General features: G+C 72.8%; 2 protein-coding genes (1 of these 2 only partly in view). Both read left to right on the plus strand.

The window, feature by feature from the left end:
* Positions 1-18,906, plus strand: a complete 18,906-nt coding sequence (locus ABZS69_RS63405) for a non-ribosomal peptide synthase/polyketide synthase (protein WP_355393596.1) — start codon at positions 1-3, stop codon at positions 18,904-18,906.
* On the plus strand, positions 18,903-20,823 hold the 5' portion of the coding sequence (locus ABZS69_RS63410; protein WP_355393599.1) for an amino acid adenylation domain-containing protein. It continues 6,521 nt past the right edge of the window; the window shows 1,921 of its 8,442 coding nt (coding positions 1-1,921); the start codon lies at positions 18,903-18,905; its stop codon lies off the right edge, out of view. Before ABZS69_RS63405 ends, ABZS69_RS63410 begins: the two co-directional genes overlap by 4 nt.

Here is a 20,823-nt window from a genome sequence, read left to right on the forward strand (position 1 = left end):
ATGATTCCGTTGTCGTTCGCGCAGCGCCGGTTGTGGTTCATCGAGCAGCTTGAGGGCCCGAGCGCCACCTACAACATCCCGGTGGCGCTGCGGCTGACGGGCGAGGTGGACAAACCGGCGCTGGCCGCCGCGCTGCGGGACGTCCTGGAACGGCACGAGGTGCTCCGGACCCTGATCGGCATGGCCGACGGCGAGCCGTACCAGCGCATCGTGGACATCGACGAGCTGGACTGGCAGCTCGAACTGGTCGAGCTGCCGCCCGCGGAGCTGGCCGGCGCGGTGGACGACGTCCTGGAGCACGCCTTCGACCTGGCGGCGGAGGCACCGATCCGGGCGTGGCTGTTCTCGGCCGGACCGGAGGAGCACGTGCTCGCCGTGGTGCTGCACCACATCGCCGGCGACGGCTGGTCGAAGGGGCCGCTCGCGCGCGACCTCTCCGCCGCGTACGCCGCCCGCCGTGAAGGGCGGGCCCCGGGGTGGGAGCCGCTGCCGGTGCAGTACGCCGACTACACCCTGTGGCAGCGCGAGCTGCTCGGCGACGAGACGGATCCGGCCAGCGTGCTGTCCCGCCAGCTCGCCTACTGGCGGCAGGCGCTGGAAGGCGCGCCTGAGGAACTGGCGCTGCCCTTCGACCGCCCGCGCCCGCCGGTCGCCTCGCACCACGGGCACAGCGCGCCGTTCGAGATCCCGGCGGCCGCGCACGCGCGGCTGGCGGAGGTGGCGCGGGCCGAGGGCGCGACGACGTACATGGTGGTGCAGGCCGCGCTGGCGATGCTGCTGTCACGGCTGGGCGCGGGCACCGACCTCCCGATCGGCCAGGTCGTGGCCGGGCGCACGGACATCGCGCTGGAAGAGCTGGTCGGCTTCTTCGTCAACACCCTGGTCCTGCGTACCGATCTGTCCGGCGACCCGGCCTTCCGCGAAGTGCTCGCCCGGGTCCGGGAGACCAGCCTGTCGGCGTTCTCGCACCAGGACGTGCCGTTCGACCGGCTCGTCGAGGAGCTGACGCCGAGCCGGTCGCTGGCCCGCCACCCGCTGTTCCAGGTGCTGCTCACCGTGCAGAACGTCGCACAGGCGACCGTGGACCTGCTGGGCCTGCGTGCCGGCGGCGTCGCGGACGCGGCCCCCGGCGGCGCGGCGGTGTCGCGGTTCGACGTGGAGGTCAGCGTCGGCGAGCTGTTCGACGGCGAGGGCAGGCCGGCCGGGCTGCGCGGCTCGGTGATCGTGGCGGCCGACCTGTTCACGGCGGAGTCGGCCGCGCTGCTCGCCGGGCGGCTGCGGCGCGCGATCGAACTGCTGACCGGCGCGCCGGACACCCGGCTGAGCGGGGTGGAGGTGCTGGCGGCGGCGGAGCGGCACCGGCTGCTGGTGGAGTGGAACGCCACGGCGGCCGAGTTCCCGCAGGCCACGGTGCCGGAGCTGGTCGAGGCCCAGGCGGCGCGCACCCCCGGCGCGACCGCCGTCCTCTTCGACGGCGACCAGATCACCTACGCCGAGCTCGACACCCGCGCGAACCGGCTCGCCCACCACCTGATCGCGCTCGGCGTCCGCGCGGAGTCAGCGGTCGGGCTGTGCCTGCCGCGCGGGATCGACATCGTGACGGCGATCCTGGCCGTGTGGAAGGCGGGCGGCGCTTATGTGCCCCTCGATCCCGCCCACCCGGCGGACCGCCTGGCCTTCGCCGTGGCCGACAGCGGGATCCGCGTGGTGGTGAGCGACCGGGAGGTCGCGGGCGCGGATCACGTGGTCCGGCTCGGAGACCCGCTCCTGGACGGCTACCCGGCCACCGCTCCGGAGCGCCCGGCCGGCGGGCTGGCGTACGTCATCTACACCTCCGGCTCGACCGGCCGGCCGAAGGGCGTGGCGGTCGAGCACGCCTGCCTGGCGAACCTCGTCTCGGTGTTCGGGCCGCTGATGGAGGTGGGCCCGGGCGTGCCGGTGCTGCAGTTCGCGTCGTTCACGTTCGACGCGTCGGTGCTGGACGTGGCCGTGACCCTCGCTCTCGGCGGAACGCTCGTCGTGGCGAGCGCCGCCGAGCGCGCGGAACCCGCCTTGCTGCGCGCCCTCGTCGAGACGGCCGGGGTGCGCTCGGCCAGCGTCATCCCCTCGCTGCTCGCGGTCCTGGAACCCGGCGACCTGCCCGGGGTGCGCGCCATGGTGGTGGGCTCGGAGGACATCCCGCCCGCACTGGCGCGGGCCTGGGCCAGGGGCCGGCGGCTCATCCACGCGTACGGGCCGACCGAGGCGACCGTGATCACCGCAGCCGGGCAGGTGGACCCTGACGGGGACGGCGCGGTGCCGTTCGGCGGGCCACTCCCCAACACCCGCATGTACCTGCTGGACGACTACCTGGAGCCGGTCGCGCCGGGCGTCGCCGGTGAGCTGTACATCGCCGGCGCCCAGGTCGCGCGCGGCTATGTCAGACGTCCCGGGCTGACCGCCGAGCGGTTCGTGGCCTCCCCGTTCGCGGCCGGCGAGCGCCTCTACCGCACCGGCGACCTGGTGCGATGGACTCCCGACGGGCGGCTCGTCTTCGCCGGCCGCGCCGACGAGCAGGTCAAGGTGCGCGGGTTCCGCATCGAGCCCGGCGAGGTGCGGGCCGCGGTCACCGCCCATCCCGGGGTGGCGCGGGCCGCCGTCGTCGCCCGCGAGGACACGCCCGGCGACGTCCGCCTGGTCGCCTACGTCGTACCGTCCGAACCCGGCGGGGCCGACCTCGCCGAGCCGGTACGCGCCTTCACCGCCGAACGCCTGCCGGAGTACATGGTGCCATCGGCGGTCGTCGTACTGGACGATCTGCCGCTGACCGCGAACGGCAAGCTGGACCGCCGCGCCCTGCCCGCACCCGAGTACGCCACCGGCGCGGGACGCGCACCCGCGAACGCCAGGGAGGAGCTCGTCTGCGCGGCCTTCGCCGAGGTGCTCGGGCTGGGCGGCGTCGGAGCCGACGACAACTTCTTCGCGCTCGGCGGCCACTCGTTGCTCGCCATCCGCCTGGTGGAGCGGCTGCGCGAGCGCGGCGTCGAGGTGTCGGTACGTGCGCTGTTCCAGGCGCCCACCCCCGCCGGCCTGGCGTGGTCGTCCGGCGCGGCCCCGGCGGCCGTCCCGGACAACCTGATCACGCCCGGCGCCACGGAGATCACGCCGGGCATGCTCCCGCTGGTGGACCTCACCGGCGACGAGATCGACCGGATCGTGGCCACCGTCGAGGGTGGCGCCCCCAACGTCGCCGACGTCTATCCGCTCGCCCCGCTCCAGGAAGGGCTGCTGTTCCATCACCTGCTGGCCGACGGTGGCGAGGACGCCTACGCGCTGCCGACGGTCGCCGAGTTCGACACGCGGGCCCGGCTCGACGCCTTCCTGGACGCGCTGCAACGGGTCGTCGACCGCCACGACATCCTGCGCACCGGCATCGTCTGGGACGGACTACGCGAACCCGTACAGGTGGTGTGGCGCAGCGCCACCCTCCCCGTCGAGCAGATGACGCTTGACCCGGCGGGCACCGACCCGGTGGCCGGCCTGGTGGCCGCCGGCGGGCAGTCGATGGACCTCGGCCGCGCGCCGCTGATCAGGGTGCACACGGCCGCCGCCCCCCGCGGCCGGTGGCTGGCGCTGCTCCGCATCCACCACATGGTGCAGGACCACACCGCCAAGGAGGTCCTGCTCGACGAGGTCCACGCCTTCCTGACCGGTCGCGGGGACGAACTGCCCGAGCCGCTGCCGTTCCGCACTTTCGTGGCGCAGGCACGCGGCGGCGACTCCGACGCGGGGCACGCCTCGTACTTCGCCGGGCTGCTGGGCGACGTGACGGAGCCGACCGCCCCGTACGGGGTGGCGGACGCGCGCGGCGACGGCGCCGGGGTCGTGCGGGAAGAGCTGGAGCTGTCCCCCGAGCTGACCGGGCGGCTGCGGGACGTCGCCCACCGTATGGGGGTCAGCCCCGCGCCCGTGATGCACGTGGCCTGGGCGCGAGCGCTCGCCGCCGTCAGCGGCCGGGACGACGTGGTGTTCGGGACCGTGCTGTTCGGCCGGATGAACGCCGGGATGGGCTCCGACCGCGTGCCCGGCCCGTTCATGAACACCCTGCCCGTACGGGTCCGCACCGACCGGCTCGGTGCGCACGGCGCGGTGTCCGCCATGCGGGAGCAGCTCGGCGAGCTGCTGGAACACGAGCACGCGTCCTTGGCCGTCGCGCAGCGCGCCAGCGGTGTCGCCGGTGACACGCCGCTGTTCACGTCGTTCCTCAACTACCGGCGCCAGACCGGTCGCGCCGGTGGGCGGATCGAGGGCGTCCGTACGGTCTTCACGCACGACCGCACCAACTATCCGCTCGCCGTGGCGGTCAACGATGACGGCGGCGCGCTGTCGCTGACCGTGGACGCGGTCGCGCCCATCGACCCGCTGGCCGTGGCGCGGCTGCTGCGTACGGCCACGGGCAACCTGGTGGCAGCGCTGGAGGCCGTGCTGGACGGCGGGCCGGACGTGCCGCTGGGCGACGTGGACGTGCTGGGCGCCGGCGAGCGTCGCCGGGTGGTGGAGGAGTGGAACTCCACGGCGGTCGAGGGTTTGGACGCTTCGGTGGTGGAGCTGTTCGAGGCGCAGGACCCGGGTGCGGTGGCGGTGGTGGCCGAGGGGGTCGAGGTCTGTTTCGGGGAGCTGGATGAGCGGGCCAACCGGCTGGCGCATGTCCTGATCGGAGAGGGGGTTCGGGCCGAGTCGGTGGTGGGTGTCTGTTTGGAGCGTGGTGTCGATCTGGTCGTGGCGTTGCTGGCGGTGTGGAAGGCGGGGGCGGCGTATGTGCCGGTTGATCCTCGGCAGCCGGTGGAGCGGATCGCGTTCATGCTGGCTGACAGCCGGGCCGTGCTGACCGTCACCAGCGAGGAGATCGCCGAGGAACTGCCCGCTGGTCGGGCGCGGTTGCTGGTGATCGATGACGCGTTCACGAGGATGCGGCTGGCCGCCGCGGCTGTGACCAGGCCGGAGCGGGTGGTGCTCGGCGGGCAGGCGGCGTACCTCATCTATACGTCGGGGTCGACGGGGCGGCCGAAGGGTGTGGTGGTGACCCAGGCGGGGCTGGCCAATTACGTGGGCTGGGCTGCTGGTGCTTATCGGGTGGGTGGTGGGGCGCCGTTGCATTCGTCGATGGCGTTCGATCTGACGGTGACGAGTGTGTGGGTGCCGCTGGTGTCGGGGGCGGCGGTGGCGGTGAGTCTGGAGGGTGGTGCCGAGGGGCTGGCCGAGGTGTTGGCCGGCGATGATGGGCTTGGGCTGGTGAAGGCGGTTCCGGGGCATCTCGGGTTGCTGGCGGAGATGATGCCGGGGGATGTCGGGCGGACGTGGGTGGTGGGTGGGGAGGCGTTGTCGGGCGCGGCGGTTAGGTCGTGGTTGGGCCGGTCGCCGGAGTCGGTGGTGGTCAATGAGTACGGCCCGACGGAGACGGTCGTCGGGTGCTGCGTGTATGAGGTGCGGGCCGGTGACGAGGTCGGTGAGTCGGTGCCGATCGGGCGGCCGATCGCCAACTGCCGCCTGTATGTGCTGGATGAGCGGTTGCGGCCGGTTCCGGTGGGTGTGGCGGGTGAGCTCTACATCGCCGGCGCGCAGGTCGCGCGCGGCTATGCCGGACGTCCGGGGTTGACCGCCGAGCGGTTCGTGGCCTGCCCGCTCGTCCCCGGCACGCGCATGTACCGCAGCGGTGACGTGGTCCGCCGGAACGCCGAGGGGAACCTGGAATACCTCGGGCGGGCTGACGAGCAGGTGAAGATCCGCGGGTTCCGCGTCGAGCCCGGCGAGGTCCAGGCCGTGGTGGCCGCGCATCCGCTGGTGTCCCAGGCGGTCGTGATCGCCAGGCAGGACACGCCCGGTGACATCCGGCTGGTCGCGTACGTCGTGGGTGATGACGGGCTGCCTGATCTCGTGCGCCGCTTCGTCGCCGATCGGCTGCCCGACTACATGGTGCCGTCGGCGGTGGTGGCGATGGACGCGCTGCCGCTGACTGTGAACGGCAAGGTGGACCGCAGGGCGCTGCCGAGGCCCGAACGCGCGACCGGCGCGGGACGGGGGCCTGTCACGGCTCGGGAGGAGTTGTTGTGCCGGGCGTTCGCCGAGGTCCTGGGCGTGGCCGAGGTCGGCGTGGACGACGACTTCTTCGCACTCGGCGGCCATTCGCTGCTGGCGGTGCGGCTGGTCAGCCGGGTGCGGGCGCTGCTGGGCGTGGAGCTGGTCCTGTCGGTGCTGTTCGAGGCGCCGACGGTGGTCGCGCTGGCGGCTCGTTTGGCGGAGGCCGGGCAGGGCCGGGCCCCGTTGACGGTGATGGAACGGCCGGAGCGGGTGCCGTTGTCGTTCGCGCAGCAGCGGTTGTGGTTCATCAGCCAGCTTGAGGGGCCCAGCGCCACGTACAACATCCCGATCGTGCTGAAGCTGGGCGGGGATGTGGACGTCGAGGCGTTGGGGCTGGCGCTGCGGGACGTGATCGGGCGGCATGAGGTGCTGCGGACGGTGTTCCCCGCGGTGGACGGCGAGCCCTATCAGCAGGTGGTCGAGGACCCCGACTGGGAGCTGGCCGTGGTGGCGACGGCCGAGCTGGACACCGCGGTCGCGGAGGCGGTGAACCGCCCGTTCGAGCTGACGGCCGACATTCCGATCCGGGCCTGGCTGTCCGAGGCGGGGCCGGACGAGCGGGTCCTGGTGGTCGTGCTGCACCACATCGCGAGCGATGGCTGGTCGCGGGTGCCGCTGGCGCGGGATGTGTCGGTGGCGTACGCGGCTCGGTGCGGGGGCGCGGTCGCGGGGTGGGAGCCGCTGCCGGTGCAGTACGCCGACTACGCGCTCTGGCAGCGTGACGTGCTGGGCGACGAGCACGACCCGGACAGCCTGATCGCGGGACAGGTCGCGTACTGGCGGGAGACGCTGGAAGGCGCGCCGGAGGAGCTGGCGTTGCCGGTGGATCACGTGCGGCCGGCGGTGGCTTCTTACCGTGGGCACACGGTGCCGGTGGAGGTGCCGGCGGAGGTGCATGCGCGGCTGGTGGAGGTGGCGCGGGCCGAGGGTGTGACCACGTTCATGGTGGTGCAGGCCGCGCTGGCGGTGTTGTTGTCGCGGCTGGGCGCGGGGACCGACCTCCCGATCGGGACGGCCAACGCCGGTCGTACGGACGAGGCGCTGGACGACCTGGTCGGCTTCTTCATCAACACCCTCGTGCTGAGGACCGACCTGTCCGGCGATCCAAGCTTCCAGGAGCTGCTGGGACGGGTGCGGGAGACGAGTCTGTCGGCGTTCGCGCACCAGGACGTGCCGTTCGAGCGGCTCGTGGAGGAGCTGGCGCCCGCGCGGTCGATGGCCCGGCATCCGCTGTTCCAGGTGATGCTGACGCTGGAGAACGCCGGAGAGGCGGAGCTGGAGCTGCCCGGGATCCGGGCCCGGCGGATGTCGGCCGGTGCACCGGTGGCGAAGTTCGACCTCGAAGTGCTGCTCGGTGAGGTGTTCGACGCCGACGGCGGTCCCGCCGGGGTGCGAGGGTCCCTGGTCGCGTCCGCCGACCTCTTTGAACGGGGGTCGGTCGAGAAGCTCGCCGAACGGCTGACGCGGGTCCTGGACGTGATGACCGCCGAACCGCAGACCTGCATGAGCGGCGTGGACGTGCTGGACGCCGAGGAACGCCGGCAGGTGCTTGCGGAGTGGAACGACACGGCGGCGGAGGTGCCGTCGGCGACGTTGGTGGAGTTGTTCGAGTCTCGGGTGGCGGGGTCGGCGGGGGCGGTCGCGGTGATGGCCGAGGGGGTGGAGGTGTCGTTCGCCGAGCTGGACGGGCGGGCCAATCGGCTGGCGCGTTTGCTGGTGGGGCGTGGCGTGGGGCCGGAGTCGGTGGTGGGCGTGGTGCTGGGGCGTGGGGTGGAGTGGGTCGTCGCGGTGCTGGCGGTGTTGAAGGCCGGGGCGGCGTTCTTGCCGGTGGATCCGGCCTATCCCGCCGAGCGGATCGCCTTCTCGCTGAACGATGCGGGAGCGGGGATGGTGGTGACGTCGTCGGATCTGGCCGGGGGGTTGCCGGCGGCGGTGCTGCTGGATGATCCGGCGGTGGTGGCGGAGCTGGGTGGGCTGCCGGACGGGCCGCTGCGGGTGGAGGGACTGCTGCCGGGATGCGCGGCGTACGTGATCTACACGTCGGGGTCGACGGGGCGGCCGAAGGGCGTGGTGGTGACGCATGCGGGCGCGGTGAACCTGCTGGCGGCCGGGGGCTGGCAGGTGGGGCCCGGGGACCGGGTGTTGCAGTTCGCGTCGCCCGGCTTCGACGCCGCCTGCTGGGAGTTGCTGGTCGCGCTGTGGTCGGGCGGTTGCTTGGTGATGGCCGATGCGCAGGGCGATGTGGCCGGGGTGGTGGCGCGGTTCGGGGTCAGCCATGTGCTGGTGCCGCCGTCGTTGTTGGGGGTGTTGGAGCCGTCTGACCTGGTCGGGGTGCGGACGTTGGTGGCGGGTGGCGAGGCGCTGGGCGCGGAGTTGGTGGCGCGGTGGGGGGCTGGGCGTCGGCTGGTGAACGCGTACGGGCCGACGGAGGTGACGGTGTGCGCGGCGATGACGGATGAGCTGCCGGCCGGTGAGGAGGTGTCGATCGGCGGGCCGAACGTGAACACGCGGGCGTATGTGCTGGATGGGTTCCTCCGGCCGGTGCCGCCGGGTGTGGCTGGGGAGCTGTACCTGGCGGGGGCGCAGGTGGCGCGAGGCTATGTGGGGCGGGCGGGGCTGACGGGTGAGCGGTTCGTGGCGGACCCGTTCGATACGGGCGGGCGGATGTACCGGACCGGGGACCGGGTGCGGTGGAACGCGGGTGGGGGGTTGGTGTTCGCGGGCCGGGCGGATGATCAGGTGAAGATCCGCGGGTTCCGGATCGAGCCTGGTGAGGTGCAGGCGGTGGTGGCCGCGCATCCGGAGGTGGCGCAGGCCGCGGTGGTCGTCCGGGAGGACGTGCCGGGTGACAAGCGGCTGGTCGCCTACGTCGTCCTGGGTGAGGTCGCCGTCGCGGAGGTGACCGGGTGGGTGGCCGAGCGGCTGCCGGGTTACATGGTGCCTTCGGCGATCGTGACCTTGGACGCGTTGCCGTTGACCGCCAGCGGAAAGCTCGACCGCAAGGCCCTGCCCGCCCCTGAGTACAGCGGCCAGGCGAGCCGGGGCCCGGCGAACGTGCGCGAGGAGATACTTTGCGGGGTGTTCGCGCAGGTCCTGGGGTTGCCCGAGGTCGGCGTGGAGGAGGATTTCTTCGCGCTCGGCGGGCATTCGCTGCTCGCGGTGCGGTTGGTGAGCCGAGTGCGCGCGGTCCTCGGCGTGGAGCTGCCGTTGCGGGCGTTGTTCGAGGCGCCGACGGTCGCGGCGCTGGCGGGGCGGCTGACCGGTGCCGAGGGCGCGCGGTTGGCGTTGGGGGCGGTGGAGCGGCCGGAGCGGGTGCCGCTGTCGTTCGCGCAGCAGCGGTTGTGGTTCATCAGCCAGCTTGAGGGGCCGAGCGCGACGTACAACGTGCCGATCGTGCTGCGGCTGGGCGGGGATGTGGGTGTCGAGGCGTTGGGGCTGGCGCTGCGGGACGTCATCGGGCGGCACGAGGTGCTGCGCACGGTCTTCACCGTCGCGGACGGCGAACCCTGTCAGCGGATCGTCGACGAGCTCGACTGGGAGCTGACCGTCGCCGAGGTCGCGCCGGACGGGCTGGACGGCGCTGTCGCCGAAGCGGTGCGGTACGCGTTCGACCTGTCGGCGGAGGCGCCGATCCGGGCGTGGCTGTTCGAGGCGGGCCCGGACGAGAGGGTGCTGGTGGTCGTCGTCCACCACATCGCCAGTGACGGCTGGTCCATGGCGCCGTTGGCCCGCGATGTCTCGGTGGCTTACGGGGCTCGGCGTGAAGGGCGGGCGCCGGTGTGGGAGCCGCTGCCGGTGCAGTACGCCGACTACGCGCTCTGGCAGCGGGAACTGCTGGGCGACGAACGTGATCCGGACAGTCTGATCTCCAGGCAGATCGGTCACTGGCGGGACGCGCTGGCCGGGGTTCCCGAGGAGCTGTCGTTGCCGTTCGACCGGCCGCGTCCGGCCGTGGCGTCGCATCGCGGGCACAGTGTGCCGGTGGAGGTTCCGGCGGAGGTGCACGCGCGGTTGGTGGAGGTGGCGCGGGCCGAGGGTGTGACCGTGTTCATGGTGTTGCAGGCCGCGCTGGCGGTGTTGTTGTCGCGGCTGGGCGCGGGGACCGACATCCCGATCGGGTCCGCGAACGCCGGGCGCACGGATGTGGCGCTCGACGATCTCGTGGGGTGCTTCGTCAACACGCTGGTCGTGCGGGCGGATCTGTCAGAGGATCCGGAGTTTCGCGAGCTGCTGGGGCGGGTGCGGGAGCGGAGTTTGTCGGCGTTCGCGCATCAGGATGTGCCTTTCGAGCGGCTGGTGGAGGAGCTGGCGCCCGCGCGGTCGATGGCTCGCCACCCGCTGTTCCAGGTGGTCCTGACCAAACAGGACACCATCGATGCGGTCCTGGATCTCCCGGGGGTGCGGACGGGGTCGGCGCCGGCTGCGGGGACGGGGAGGGCGGCGGCGAAGTTCGATCTCGATGTGATGGTGAGCGAGGCGTTCGACGGTCAGGGGGCGCCGGCCGGGGTGCGGGGGTCGATCACCGTGGCCACGGACCTGTTCGATCCGGAGTGGGCCGATCGTATCGCCGCCTATTGGGTGCGGGTCCTCGACACCGTCGGCGCCGATCCGCGTATCCGTTTGAGCGGTGTGGGCTTGCTGGGTCCCGATGAGCGTCGTCGGGTGGTGGAGGAGTGGAATTCCACGGCGGCTGAGCACACTGGCGTTCCTGTCGTGGAGTTGTTCGAGGCGCAGGATCCGGGTGCGGTGGCGGTGGTGGCCGAGGGGGTCGAGGTCTGTTTCGGGGAGTTGGATGAGCGGGCCAATCGGCTGGCGCATGTCCTGATCGGCGAGGGCGTCCAGGCCGAGTCGGTGGTGGGTGTCTGTTTGGAGCGTGGTGTCGATCTGGTTGTGGCGTTGCTGGCGGTGTGGAAGGCGGGGGCGGCGTATGTGCCGGTTGATCCGCGGCAGCCGGTGGAGCGGATCGCGTTCATGCTGGCTGACAGCCGTGCGGTGTTGACTGTCACCAGCGAGGAGATCGCGGAAGAGTTGCCTGCGGGCCGGGCGCGGATGCTCACCTTGGACGACGCCTTCACCAAGATGCGGTTGGCCGCCGCGCCCGTGACCAGGCCGGAGCGGGTGATGCTCGGCGGCCAGGCGGCCTACCTCATCTACACCTCCGGGTCGACGGGCCGCCCGAAGGGTGTGGTGGTCACCCAGGATGGGCTGGCCAATTACGTGGCGTCGGTGCCGGGTCGGCTGGGGATGGGTGGGGGCCGGTATGCGTTGGTGCAGGGGCAGGCGACCGATCTGGGGAACACGGTGGTGTTCGCCAGTTTGACCTCGGGCGGGCAGCTGCACATCCTGGCCGAGGAGGCCGCCACCGACCCCGCTGCGCTGGGCAGGTTGCAGGTCGACTTCCTGAAGGTGGTGCCCTCGCATCTGGCTGCTTTGGGTGCGGCGGGTGGGTTGGAGCCGGTGTTGCCGGATCGGTCGCTGGTGCTGGGTGGGGAGGCGGCGGCGCCGGGCTGGATCGAACACCTGCTGGAGGCAGCAGGGCGGCGTGGTTGCGCGGTCTACAACCACTACGGCCCGACCGAGGCGACGATCGGCGTCGCGACGACCCGCCTGCAGCCCGGAGGCGTGGTGGTCCCGGTCGGGACGCCGGTCGCGAACACGAGCCTGTATGTGCTCGACGAACACCTCGCGCCGGTCCCCGCAGGGGTGACGGGCGAGTTGTATATCGCCGGGGCGCAGGTGGCGCGCGGCTATCTGGGGCGGCCGGGGTTGACCGGGGAGCGGTTCGTGGCCTGCCCGTTCGAGAGCGGGCGGATGTATCGGACGGGTGACCGGGCTCGCTGGACTGCCGACGGGCAGGTGGTGTTCGCGGGCCGGGTGGATGACCAGGTGAAGATTCGTGGTTTCCGGGTGGAGCCGGGTGAGGTCAGTGCGGTGCTGGCCGGCTGCCGGGGTGCGGAGCAGGTGGCTGTGGTCGCCCGGGAAGAGACGCCGGGTGATGTGCGGCTGGTCGGGTATCTGGTGGCCGGTGACACGGACAACACGGCAGAGTTGCCGTCGCTGGTGCGCCGCTTCGCGGCCGAGCGGCTGCCGGACCACATGGTGCCCTCGGCGTGGGTGGTGCTGGACGCCCTCCCGCTGACGGCGAACGGCAAGCTGGATCGTCGTGCGCTGCCTGCTGCGGATCATGCTGCTGCCGCGGGTGCTGGTCGTGGGCCGTCCGGGCCGCGGGAAGAGGCGTTGTGTGCGGCGTTCGCCGAGGTTCTGGGGGTGCCTGCGGTTGGGGTGGATGACGACTTCTTCGAGTTGGGCGGTCATTCGCTGCTGGCGGTGCGGCTGGTCAGCCGGATCCGCGCCCTCCTGGACGTGGAGATCGAGATCCGGGCGCTGTTTGAGACGCCGACCGTGGCCGGGCTGGCCGCAGGGCTGGACGAGGCGGGAACGGCACGTATCCCGTTGACGGCGACGGCGGCACGGCCGGAGCGGGTGCCGTTGTCGTTCGCGCAGCAGCGGTTGTGGTTCATCGCCCAACTGGAGGGCCCTGGCACCGCCTACAACGTCCCCGTCGTGCTGCGACTGTCGGGAGAAGTGGATCGCGACGCTCTCGGCCTGGCGCTGCGGGACGTGATCGGGCGGCACGAGGTGCTGCGCACGGTCTTCCCGGTCGCCGACGGCCGGCCCTACCAGCGGGTGCTACAGCCGGATCAGCTTGAGTGGGCGATGCGGGTGGCCGAGGTGTCGCCGGCGGAAATGGACGCCGCAGTCGCTGAGGCCGTGGCATACGCGTTCGACCTCACTGTCGACGTCCCGATCCGGGCCTGGTTGTTCGAGGCGGGGCCGGACGAGCGGGTCCTGGTGGTGGTGCTGCACCACATCGCGAGCGATGGCTGGTCGCGGGCGCCGCTGGCGCGGGACCTCTCCACGGCCTATGCGGCCCGCAGGGACGGGCGGGCGCCGCAGTGGACGCCGCTGCCGGTGCAGTACGCCGACTACGCGCTCTGGCAGCGCGATCTCCTGGGTGACGATGAGGACCCGGACAGCCTGATCACCGCCCAGACGGCCTACTGGCGCAGGACGCTGGCGGGCGTGCCGGAGGAGCTGGAACTACCCCTCGACCGGCCGCGGCCGGCGGTGGCCTCGCATCGCGGGCACGGCGTGCCGGTGGAGATCCCGGCGGGCGTGCATGCGCGGCTGGCCGAGGTGGCGCGGGCCGAGGGCGCGACCGTGTTCATGGTGCTGCAGGCCGCGCTGGCGGTGTTGCTGTCGCGGCTGGGCGCGGGGACCGACCTCCCGATCGGGACGGCGAACGCCGGTCGTACTGATGAGGCGCTGGACGACGTGGTCGGCTTCTTCATCAACACGCTTGTTCTGCGCACCGATCTGTCCGGAGATCCGAGCTTCCGGGAGTTGCTGGGACGGGTGAAGGAGACGAGCCTGGCGGCGCTCGCGCACCAGGACGTGCCGTTCGAGAAGCTGGTCGAGGAGCTCGCCCCGGCCCGGTCGCGCGCCCGCCACCCCCTCTTCCAGGTGCAACTCGACCTCCAGAACATCGCCGAGGCCGTGCTGGAGCTGCCCGGCGTGCGGGCGGGCGGCGTCCCGGCAGGGGCCTCAGTGGCCAAATTCGACCTGGAGGTACGCCTCGGCGAGCTGTTCGACCCTGAAGGGCTGCCCGGCGGGGTGCGAGGCTCGGTGATCGGGGCGGCCGACCTGTTCGACCCCGATTCGGTTGCGCGGATCGCGGCGCGGCTGACGCGAGTGCTGGAGCTGCTCGTCACCGACCCGGACTCCCCGATCGAGGCGGTCGCCGTGCTCGACGCGGACGAGTGGCACCGGGTGCTGGAGGAGTGGAACGACACGGCGGCTGAGCACACTGGCGTTCCTGTCGTGGAGTTGTTCGAGGCGCAGGATCCGGGTGCGATGGCGGTGGTGGCCGAGGGGGTCGAGGTCTGTTTCGGGGAGCTGGATGAGCGGGCCAACCGGCTGGCACACGTCCTGATCGGCGAGGGCATCCAGGCCGAGTCGGTGGTGGGGGTGTGTTTGGAGCGTGGTGTCGATCTGATCGTGGCGTTGCTGGCGGTGTGGAAGGCCGGGGCGGCGTATGTGCCGATCGATCCCCGGCAGCCGGTGGAGCGGATCGCGTTCATGCTGGCCGACAGCCGGGCGGTGGTGACGGTGACGAGCGCGGAGATCGCCGAGGAACTGCCCGCGGGCCGCAGCCGCATGCTCACCCTCGACGACACCTTCACCAAGATGCGACTGGCCGCCGCGCCCGCGACCAGGCCCGAGCGGGTGATGCTCGGCGAGCAGGCCGCCTATCTCATCTATACGTCGGGGTCGACGGGCCGGCCGAAGGGTGTGGTGGTGACGCAGGCGGGGCTGGCCAATTACGTGGGCTGGGTTGCTGGTGCTTATCGGGTGGGTGGTGGGGCGCCGTTGCATTCGTCGATGGCGTTCGACCTGACGGTGACGAGTGTGTGGGTGCCGCTGGTGTCGGGGGCGGCGGTGGCGGTGAGTGCGGAGGGCGGTGCTGAAGGACTGGCGGGGGTTTTGTCGGATGGGTTGGGGTTGGTGAAGGTCGTTCCGGCGCATCTGGCGTTGCTGGCTGAGACGGTGCAGCGGGATGTCGGGCGGACGTGGGTGGTGGGTGGGGAGGCGTTGTCGGGCGCGGCGGTGCGGTCGTGGTTGGGCCGGTCGCCGGGGTCGGTGGTGGTGAACGAGTACGGGCCGACGGAGACGACGGTCGGGTGTTGTGTGTTTGAGGTGCGGGCCGGTGACGAGGTCGGTGAGTCGGTGCCGATCGGCCGGCCGATCGCCAATTGCCGGTTGTATGTGCTGGATGAGTGGTTGCGGCCGGTTCCGCCCGGGGTGGCGGGTGAGTTGTACATCGTCGGCGCGCAGGTCGCGCGTGGCTATGCCGGACGTCCGGGGTTGACCGCCGAGCGGTTCGTGGCCTGCCCGTACGAGCCCGGCACCCGCATGTACCGCAGCGGCGATCGCGTGCGATGGACCTCCGACGGGCAACTGATGTTCCTGGGCCGAGTCGACGACCAGGTGAAGATCCGCGGCTTCCGGATCGAGCCCGGCGAGGTCGAAGCCGTGGTGAGCGCGCACCCGCTGGTGTCCGGTGCGGCCGTGATCGCCAGGCAGGACACGCCCGGGGACACCCGGCTCGTGGCGTACGTCGTGGGTGATGACGGGCTGCCCGATCTCGTACGCCGCTTCGTCGCCGATCGGCTGCCCGACTACATGCTGCCCTCGGCGATCGTGGCCTTGCCGGCGCTCCCCCTGACCGCGAACGGGAAGGTGGACCGCAGCGCGCTACCCGCCCCCGAACACCCGACCGGCACCGGCCGAGCACCGGCCACGGCTCGGGAGGAGCTGCTGTGCCGGGCGTTCGCCGAGGTCCTGGGCGTGGCCGAGGTCGGCGTGGACGACGACTTCTTCGCACTCGGCGGCCATTCGCTGCTGGCGGTGCGGCTGGTCAGCCGGGTACGGGCGCTGCTGGGTATCGAACTGGCCCTGTCGGTGCTGTTCGAGGCGCCGACGGTGGCCGCGCTGGCGGCTTGTCTGGCGGAGGCGGGGCAGGCCCGGGTCCCCTTGTCGGTGATGGAACGGCCGGAGCGGGTGCCATTGTCGTTCGCGCAGCAGCGGTTGTGGTTCATCGGCCAGCTCGAAGGACCTCGTCCCACGTACAACATCCCGATCGTGCTCCGCCTGGCCGGAGACGTGGACGCCGGGGCCCTCGGCCAGGCCCTGCGGGACGTGATCGGGCGGCACGAGGTGCTGCGGACGGTCTTCCCCGCGGTGGACGGCGAGCCCTACCAGCAGGTCGTCGACGACCCCGACTGGGAGCTGGCCGTGGTGGCGACGGCCGAGCTGGACGCCGCGGTCGCGGAGGCGGCGAACCACCCGTTCGACCTCACCGCTGACGTCCCGATCCGGGCCTGGTTGTTCGAGGCCGGGCCGGACGAGCGGGTCCTGGTGGTGGTGATCCACCACATCGCGAGTGACGGCTGGTCGCGGGCGCCGCTGGCGCGGGACCTCTCCACGGCCTATGCGGCCCGCAGGGACGGGCGGGCGCCGCAGTGGACGCCGCTGCCGGTGCAGTACGCCGACTACGCGCTCTGGCAGCGTGACGTGCTGGGCGACGAGCACGACCCGGACAGCCTGATCGCGGGCCAGGTCGCGTACTGGCGGGACGCGCTGAACGACCTCCCGGACGAGCTGGAGCTCCCGATCGACCGGCCGCGTCCGGCGGTGGCCTCGCATCGCGGGCACGGCGTGCCGGTGGAGATCCCGGCGGGCGTGCATGCGCGGCTGGCGGAGGTGGCGCGGGCCGAGGGCGTGACCACGTTCATGGTGCTGCAGGCCGCGCTGGCGGTGCTGCTGTCCCGGCTGGGCGCCGGTACCGACCTCCCGATCGGCACGGCCAACGCCGGGCGCACGGATGAGGCGCTGGACGACCTGGTCGGATTCTTCGTCAACACCCTCGTGCTGAGGACCGACCTGTCCGGCGATCCGAGCTTCCAGGAACTGCTGGTACGGGTGAAGGAGACGAGCCTGGCGGCGCTCGGCCACCAGGACGTGCCGTTCGAGAAGCTGGTCGAGGAGCTCGCCCCGGCCCGGTCGCGCGCCCGCCACCCCCTCTTCCAGGTCGTGATCACGCTGCAGAACACCGGGGAAGCGCAGCTGGACCTGCCCGAGGTGCGCACCGCCGAGCTGGCCGCCGGGACGCCGACGGCCAAGTTCGACCTGGACCTGCGGCTCGGCGAGACGTTCGACCCCCAGGGGACGCCCGCCGGCGTACGCGGCGCGCTGATCGGGGCGGCCGACCTGTTCGACCCGCCCACGGTGGCCCGCATCGCGGCCCGCCTCACCCGGCTGCTGGAGCAGCTCGTCACCGACCCCCGAACACGCCTCGGTTCGGTGGAGGTACTCGACGCCGACGAGCGGCGGCGGGTGCTGACCGAGTGGAACGCGGCCCCGGTCGAGGCCGAGCCCGCCACGCTGCCCGAGCTGTTCGAGGCCCAGGCGGCCAGGACGCCACACGCCACCGCCGTCGTGTCGGGCGACGTCAGCCTCACCTACGCCGAGCTCGACGAACGCGCCGACCGGCTCGCCAGGCAGCTGATCGGGCGCGGCGTCGGCCCCGAGTCGGTGGTCGGCGTCTGCCTGGAACGCGGGATCGACCTGGTCGTGGCCGCGCTCGGCGTGCTCAAGGCAGGCGGGGCGTACCTGCCGCTCGACCCGGCCTACCCGGCCGAGCGGATCGCGTACTCGCTGGGCGACGCCCGAGCCCGGTACGTGCTCAGCTCGGAGGCCCTGCGCGATCGCCTGCCGGAGGGCGTGCCCTGCCTGCTCGTGGACGACCCGGCCGAACCCGGGGCCGCGCGGCGCGAGCCGCTCTCGCCCGACCACCCCGCGTACGTGATCTACACCTCCGGCTCGACCGGCCGCCCCAAGGGCGTGGCCGTCACGCACGCCAACGTCACCAGCCTGTTCGCGCAGACGCGCGGGCTGCTGGAGTTCGGCCCCGAGGACGTGTGGAGCTGGTTCCACTCCTTCGCGTTCGACTTCTCGGTGTGGGAGCTGTGGGGCGCGCTCCTGCACGGCGGGCGCGTCGTGGCGGTGCCGTACGAGGTGTCCCGGTCGCCGGAGAGGTTCCTCACCCTCGTCGAACGCGAGCGCGTGACGCTGCTCAGCCAGACCCCGTCGGCGTTCTACCAGCTCATGGCGGTCGAGGAGTGCCGTCCCGAGGCGGTCGCGGCGGTGCGCGCGGTGGTGTTCGGCGGCGAGGCGCTCGATCCGGCGCGGCTGGCCGGCTGGTGGGAGCGCCACGGCGACGACGGCCCGCGGCTGGTCAACATGTACGGCATCACGGAGACGACCGTCCACGTCACCTTCCACGAGCTGACCGCCCGCGGCGACGCCCCGGGCAGCGTCGTCGGCCGCGGCATCCCGGGACTCGGCGTGTACGTGCTCGACGAACGGCTGCGCCCGGTGCCGGTCGGGACCGCCGGCGAGGTGTACGTGTCCGGCGGGCAGCTCGCCCGCGGCTACCTCGGCCGGCCGGAGCTGACCGCGCAGCGGTTCGTGGCCTCGCCGTTCGGCCCGTCCGGGGAGCGCATGTACCGGACGGGCGACCGGGCGCGCTGGAACGCCGGCGGCCGGCTCGTGTTCGCCGGCCGCGCCGACGACCAGGTGAAGATCCGCGGCTTCCGGATCGAGCCGGGCGAGGTGCAGGCCGTGGTGGCCGCGCATCCGCAGGTGGCGCAGGCGGCCGTGGTCGCCCGCGAGGACGTGCCCGGCGACGTCCGCCTCGTCGCCTACGTCGTGCCGGCCGCGGGCGCGGACGACCCCGCCGAGTCCGTGCGGAGCTTCGCCGCCGGACGGTTGCCCGGCCACATGGTGCCGGCTGCGGTCGTCACCATGGACGCGCTGCCGCTCACGGTCAACGGCAAGCTCGACCGCAGGGCCCTGCCCGCCCCACGGTACGCGGCAGGCGCCGGCCGTCCCCCCGCCGACGCCCGTGAGGAGCTGCTGTGCGCGGCGTTCGCCGACGTCCTCGGGCTGCCCGAGGTCGGCGTCGACGACGACTTCTTCGCGATCGGCGGGCACTCGCTGCTGGCGGTGCGGCTGATGAGCCGGATCAGGACGGTGCTGGGCGTCGAGGCCGACCTCGCGGCGCTGTTCGACGCGCCCACCGTGGCCGGGCTCGCGCGGCGGCTCGGCGACGAGAGATCGAGCAGACCCGCGTTGCAGCCGATGCGCACCCAGGAGGAGTCCCGATGATCCCGTTGTCGTACGCACAGCGCCGGTTGTGGTTCCTCGGACAGCTCGAAGGGCCGGGCGCGACGTACAACATCCCCGTCGTGCGGCCGCTGCCCGGGCCGGTCGACAGGGACGCGCTCCAGGCCGCGCTCAGGGACGTGATCGGGCGCCACGAGGCGCTGCGCACGGTGGTCGCGATCGTGGACGGCGAGCCGTGCCAGCGGATCGTCCCGCTCGACGAGCTGGCGTGGGAGCTGTCGGCCGCCGAGGTCGCACCCGCCGACCTGGACGACGCGGTCGCCGCGGCCACGCGGCACCCGTTCGATCTGGCCCGCGAGGTGCCGATCCGGGCCCGGCTGATCTCGGCGGGGCCGGACGAGCGCATGCTGGTCGTGGTGCTGCACCACATCGCCGGCGACGCCTGGTCGATGGGCCCGCTCACCCGGGACGTCGCCACCGCCTACGCCGCCCGCCGCGCCGGGAAGGCCCCGGAATGGGAGCCGCTGCCCGTCCAGTACGCCGACTACACGCTGTGGCAGCGCAAGCTGCTCGGCGACGAGGCGGACCCCGGGAGCGTCATGTCCCGCCAGCTCGTCCACTGGCGCGAGACGCTGGTCGGCGCGCCCGCCGAGCTGGCGCTGCCCTTCGACCGGCCCCGCCCGCCGGTGGCCTCCTACCGGGGGCACAGCGAACGCCTGGAGATTCCCGCCGCCGTCCACGCCCGGCTCGCGGAGGTGGCGCGGGCCGAGGGCGTGACCGTGTTCATGGTCCTGCAGGCGGCGCTCGCCGTGCTGCTGTCGCGGCTCGGCGCCGGCACCGACGTCCCGATCGGCACGGACGTCGCCGGACGCACCGACGAGGCGCTGGACGACCTGGTCGGCTTCTTCGTCAACACCCTGGTCCTGCGTACCGACCTGTCCGGCGACCCCGACTTCCGCGAGGTGCTGGCCCGGGTCAGGAAGGCGGACCTGGCCGCGTTCAGGCACCAGGACGTGCCGTTCGACAAGGTCGTCGAGCATCTCGCGCCGGCCCGTTCGCTGGCGCGGCACCCGCTGTTCCAGGTCATGCTCACCCTGCAGAACGCCGCCGGCGCCGTCACCGGCACGCCCGCCGCACCCGCACCCGCTGCCGCGCCGGGGGCGCTGGGCGCGAAGTTCGACCTTGAGGTGTCGTTCGGCGAGCTGCACGACGCGGCGGGCGCTCCCGCCGGGCTGCGCGGCGTGATCACCGCGGCGGCCGACGTGTTCGACCGGGACACCGTCGCGGCGCTGGCCGGGCGGCTGACCCGGGTGCTGGGGCAGGTCGCCGCCGACCCGTCGGCACGCCTGTCCGCCGTGGACGTCCTCGACCCCGCCGAGCGGCACCGCGTGCTGGTGGAGTGGAACAAGGTCTCCTCCGCGTCCGTCCCGGTGCCTGCCGACATGCGGCCCCTCGCCACCCGGGCGTACGTCCTGGACGAGTACCTCACCCCCGCGCCGGTCGGCGTCGTCGGCGACCTGTACGTGGCCGCCGCCGGGCTCAGCCCCGAGCAGTTCGTGGCCAACCCGTTCGCCGCCGACGGGACGCTGCTGTACCGCACCGGCGACCGGGCCCGCTGGGCCGCCCACGGCGAGCTCGTCATCGTGCCCCGCCCCGCCGAGGACCGCCGGCTCGTCGCCTACGTGGTGCCCGCGCCCGGGGCGGTCGTGGACGCGGCCGAGCTGAAGGCGTTCGTCCGCGAGCACCTGCCCGAGTCGATGGTGCCCGTCGCCGTGATGGCCCTCGACGAGCTGCCGCTCACGCCGAACGGCAAGGTCGACACCAAGAACCTCCCGAGACCCGACCTCGCGGCGGCGGCCGGCACCGGCCGAGGCCCGCTCGACGCGCGCGAGGAGCTGCTGTGCGCGGCGTTCGCCGACGTCCTGGGGCTGCCCGAGGTCGGCGTGGACGACGACTTCT

The sequence above is a fragment of the Nonomuraea sp. NPDC005650 genome (assembly GCF_040605375.1).
GTDB lineage: Bacteria > Actinomycetota > Actinomycetes > Streptosporangiales > Streptosporangiaceae > Nonomuraea.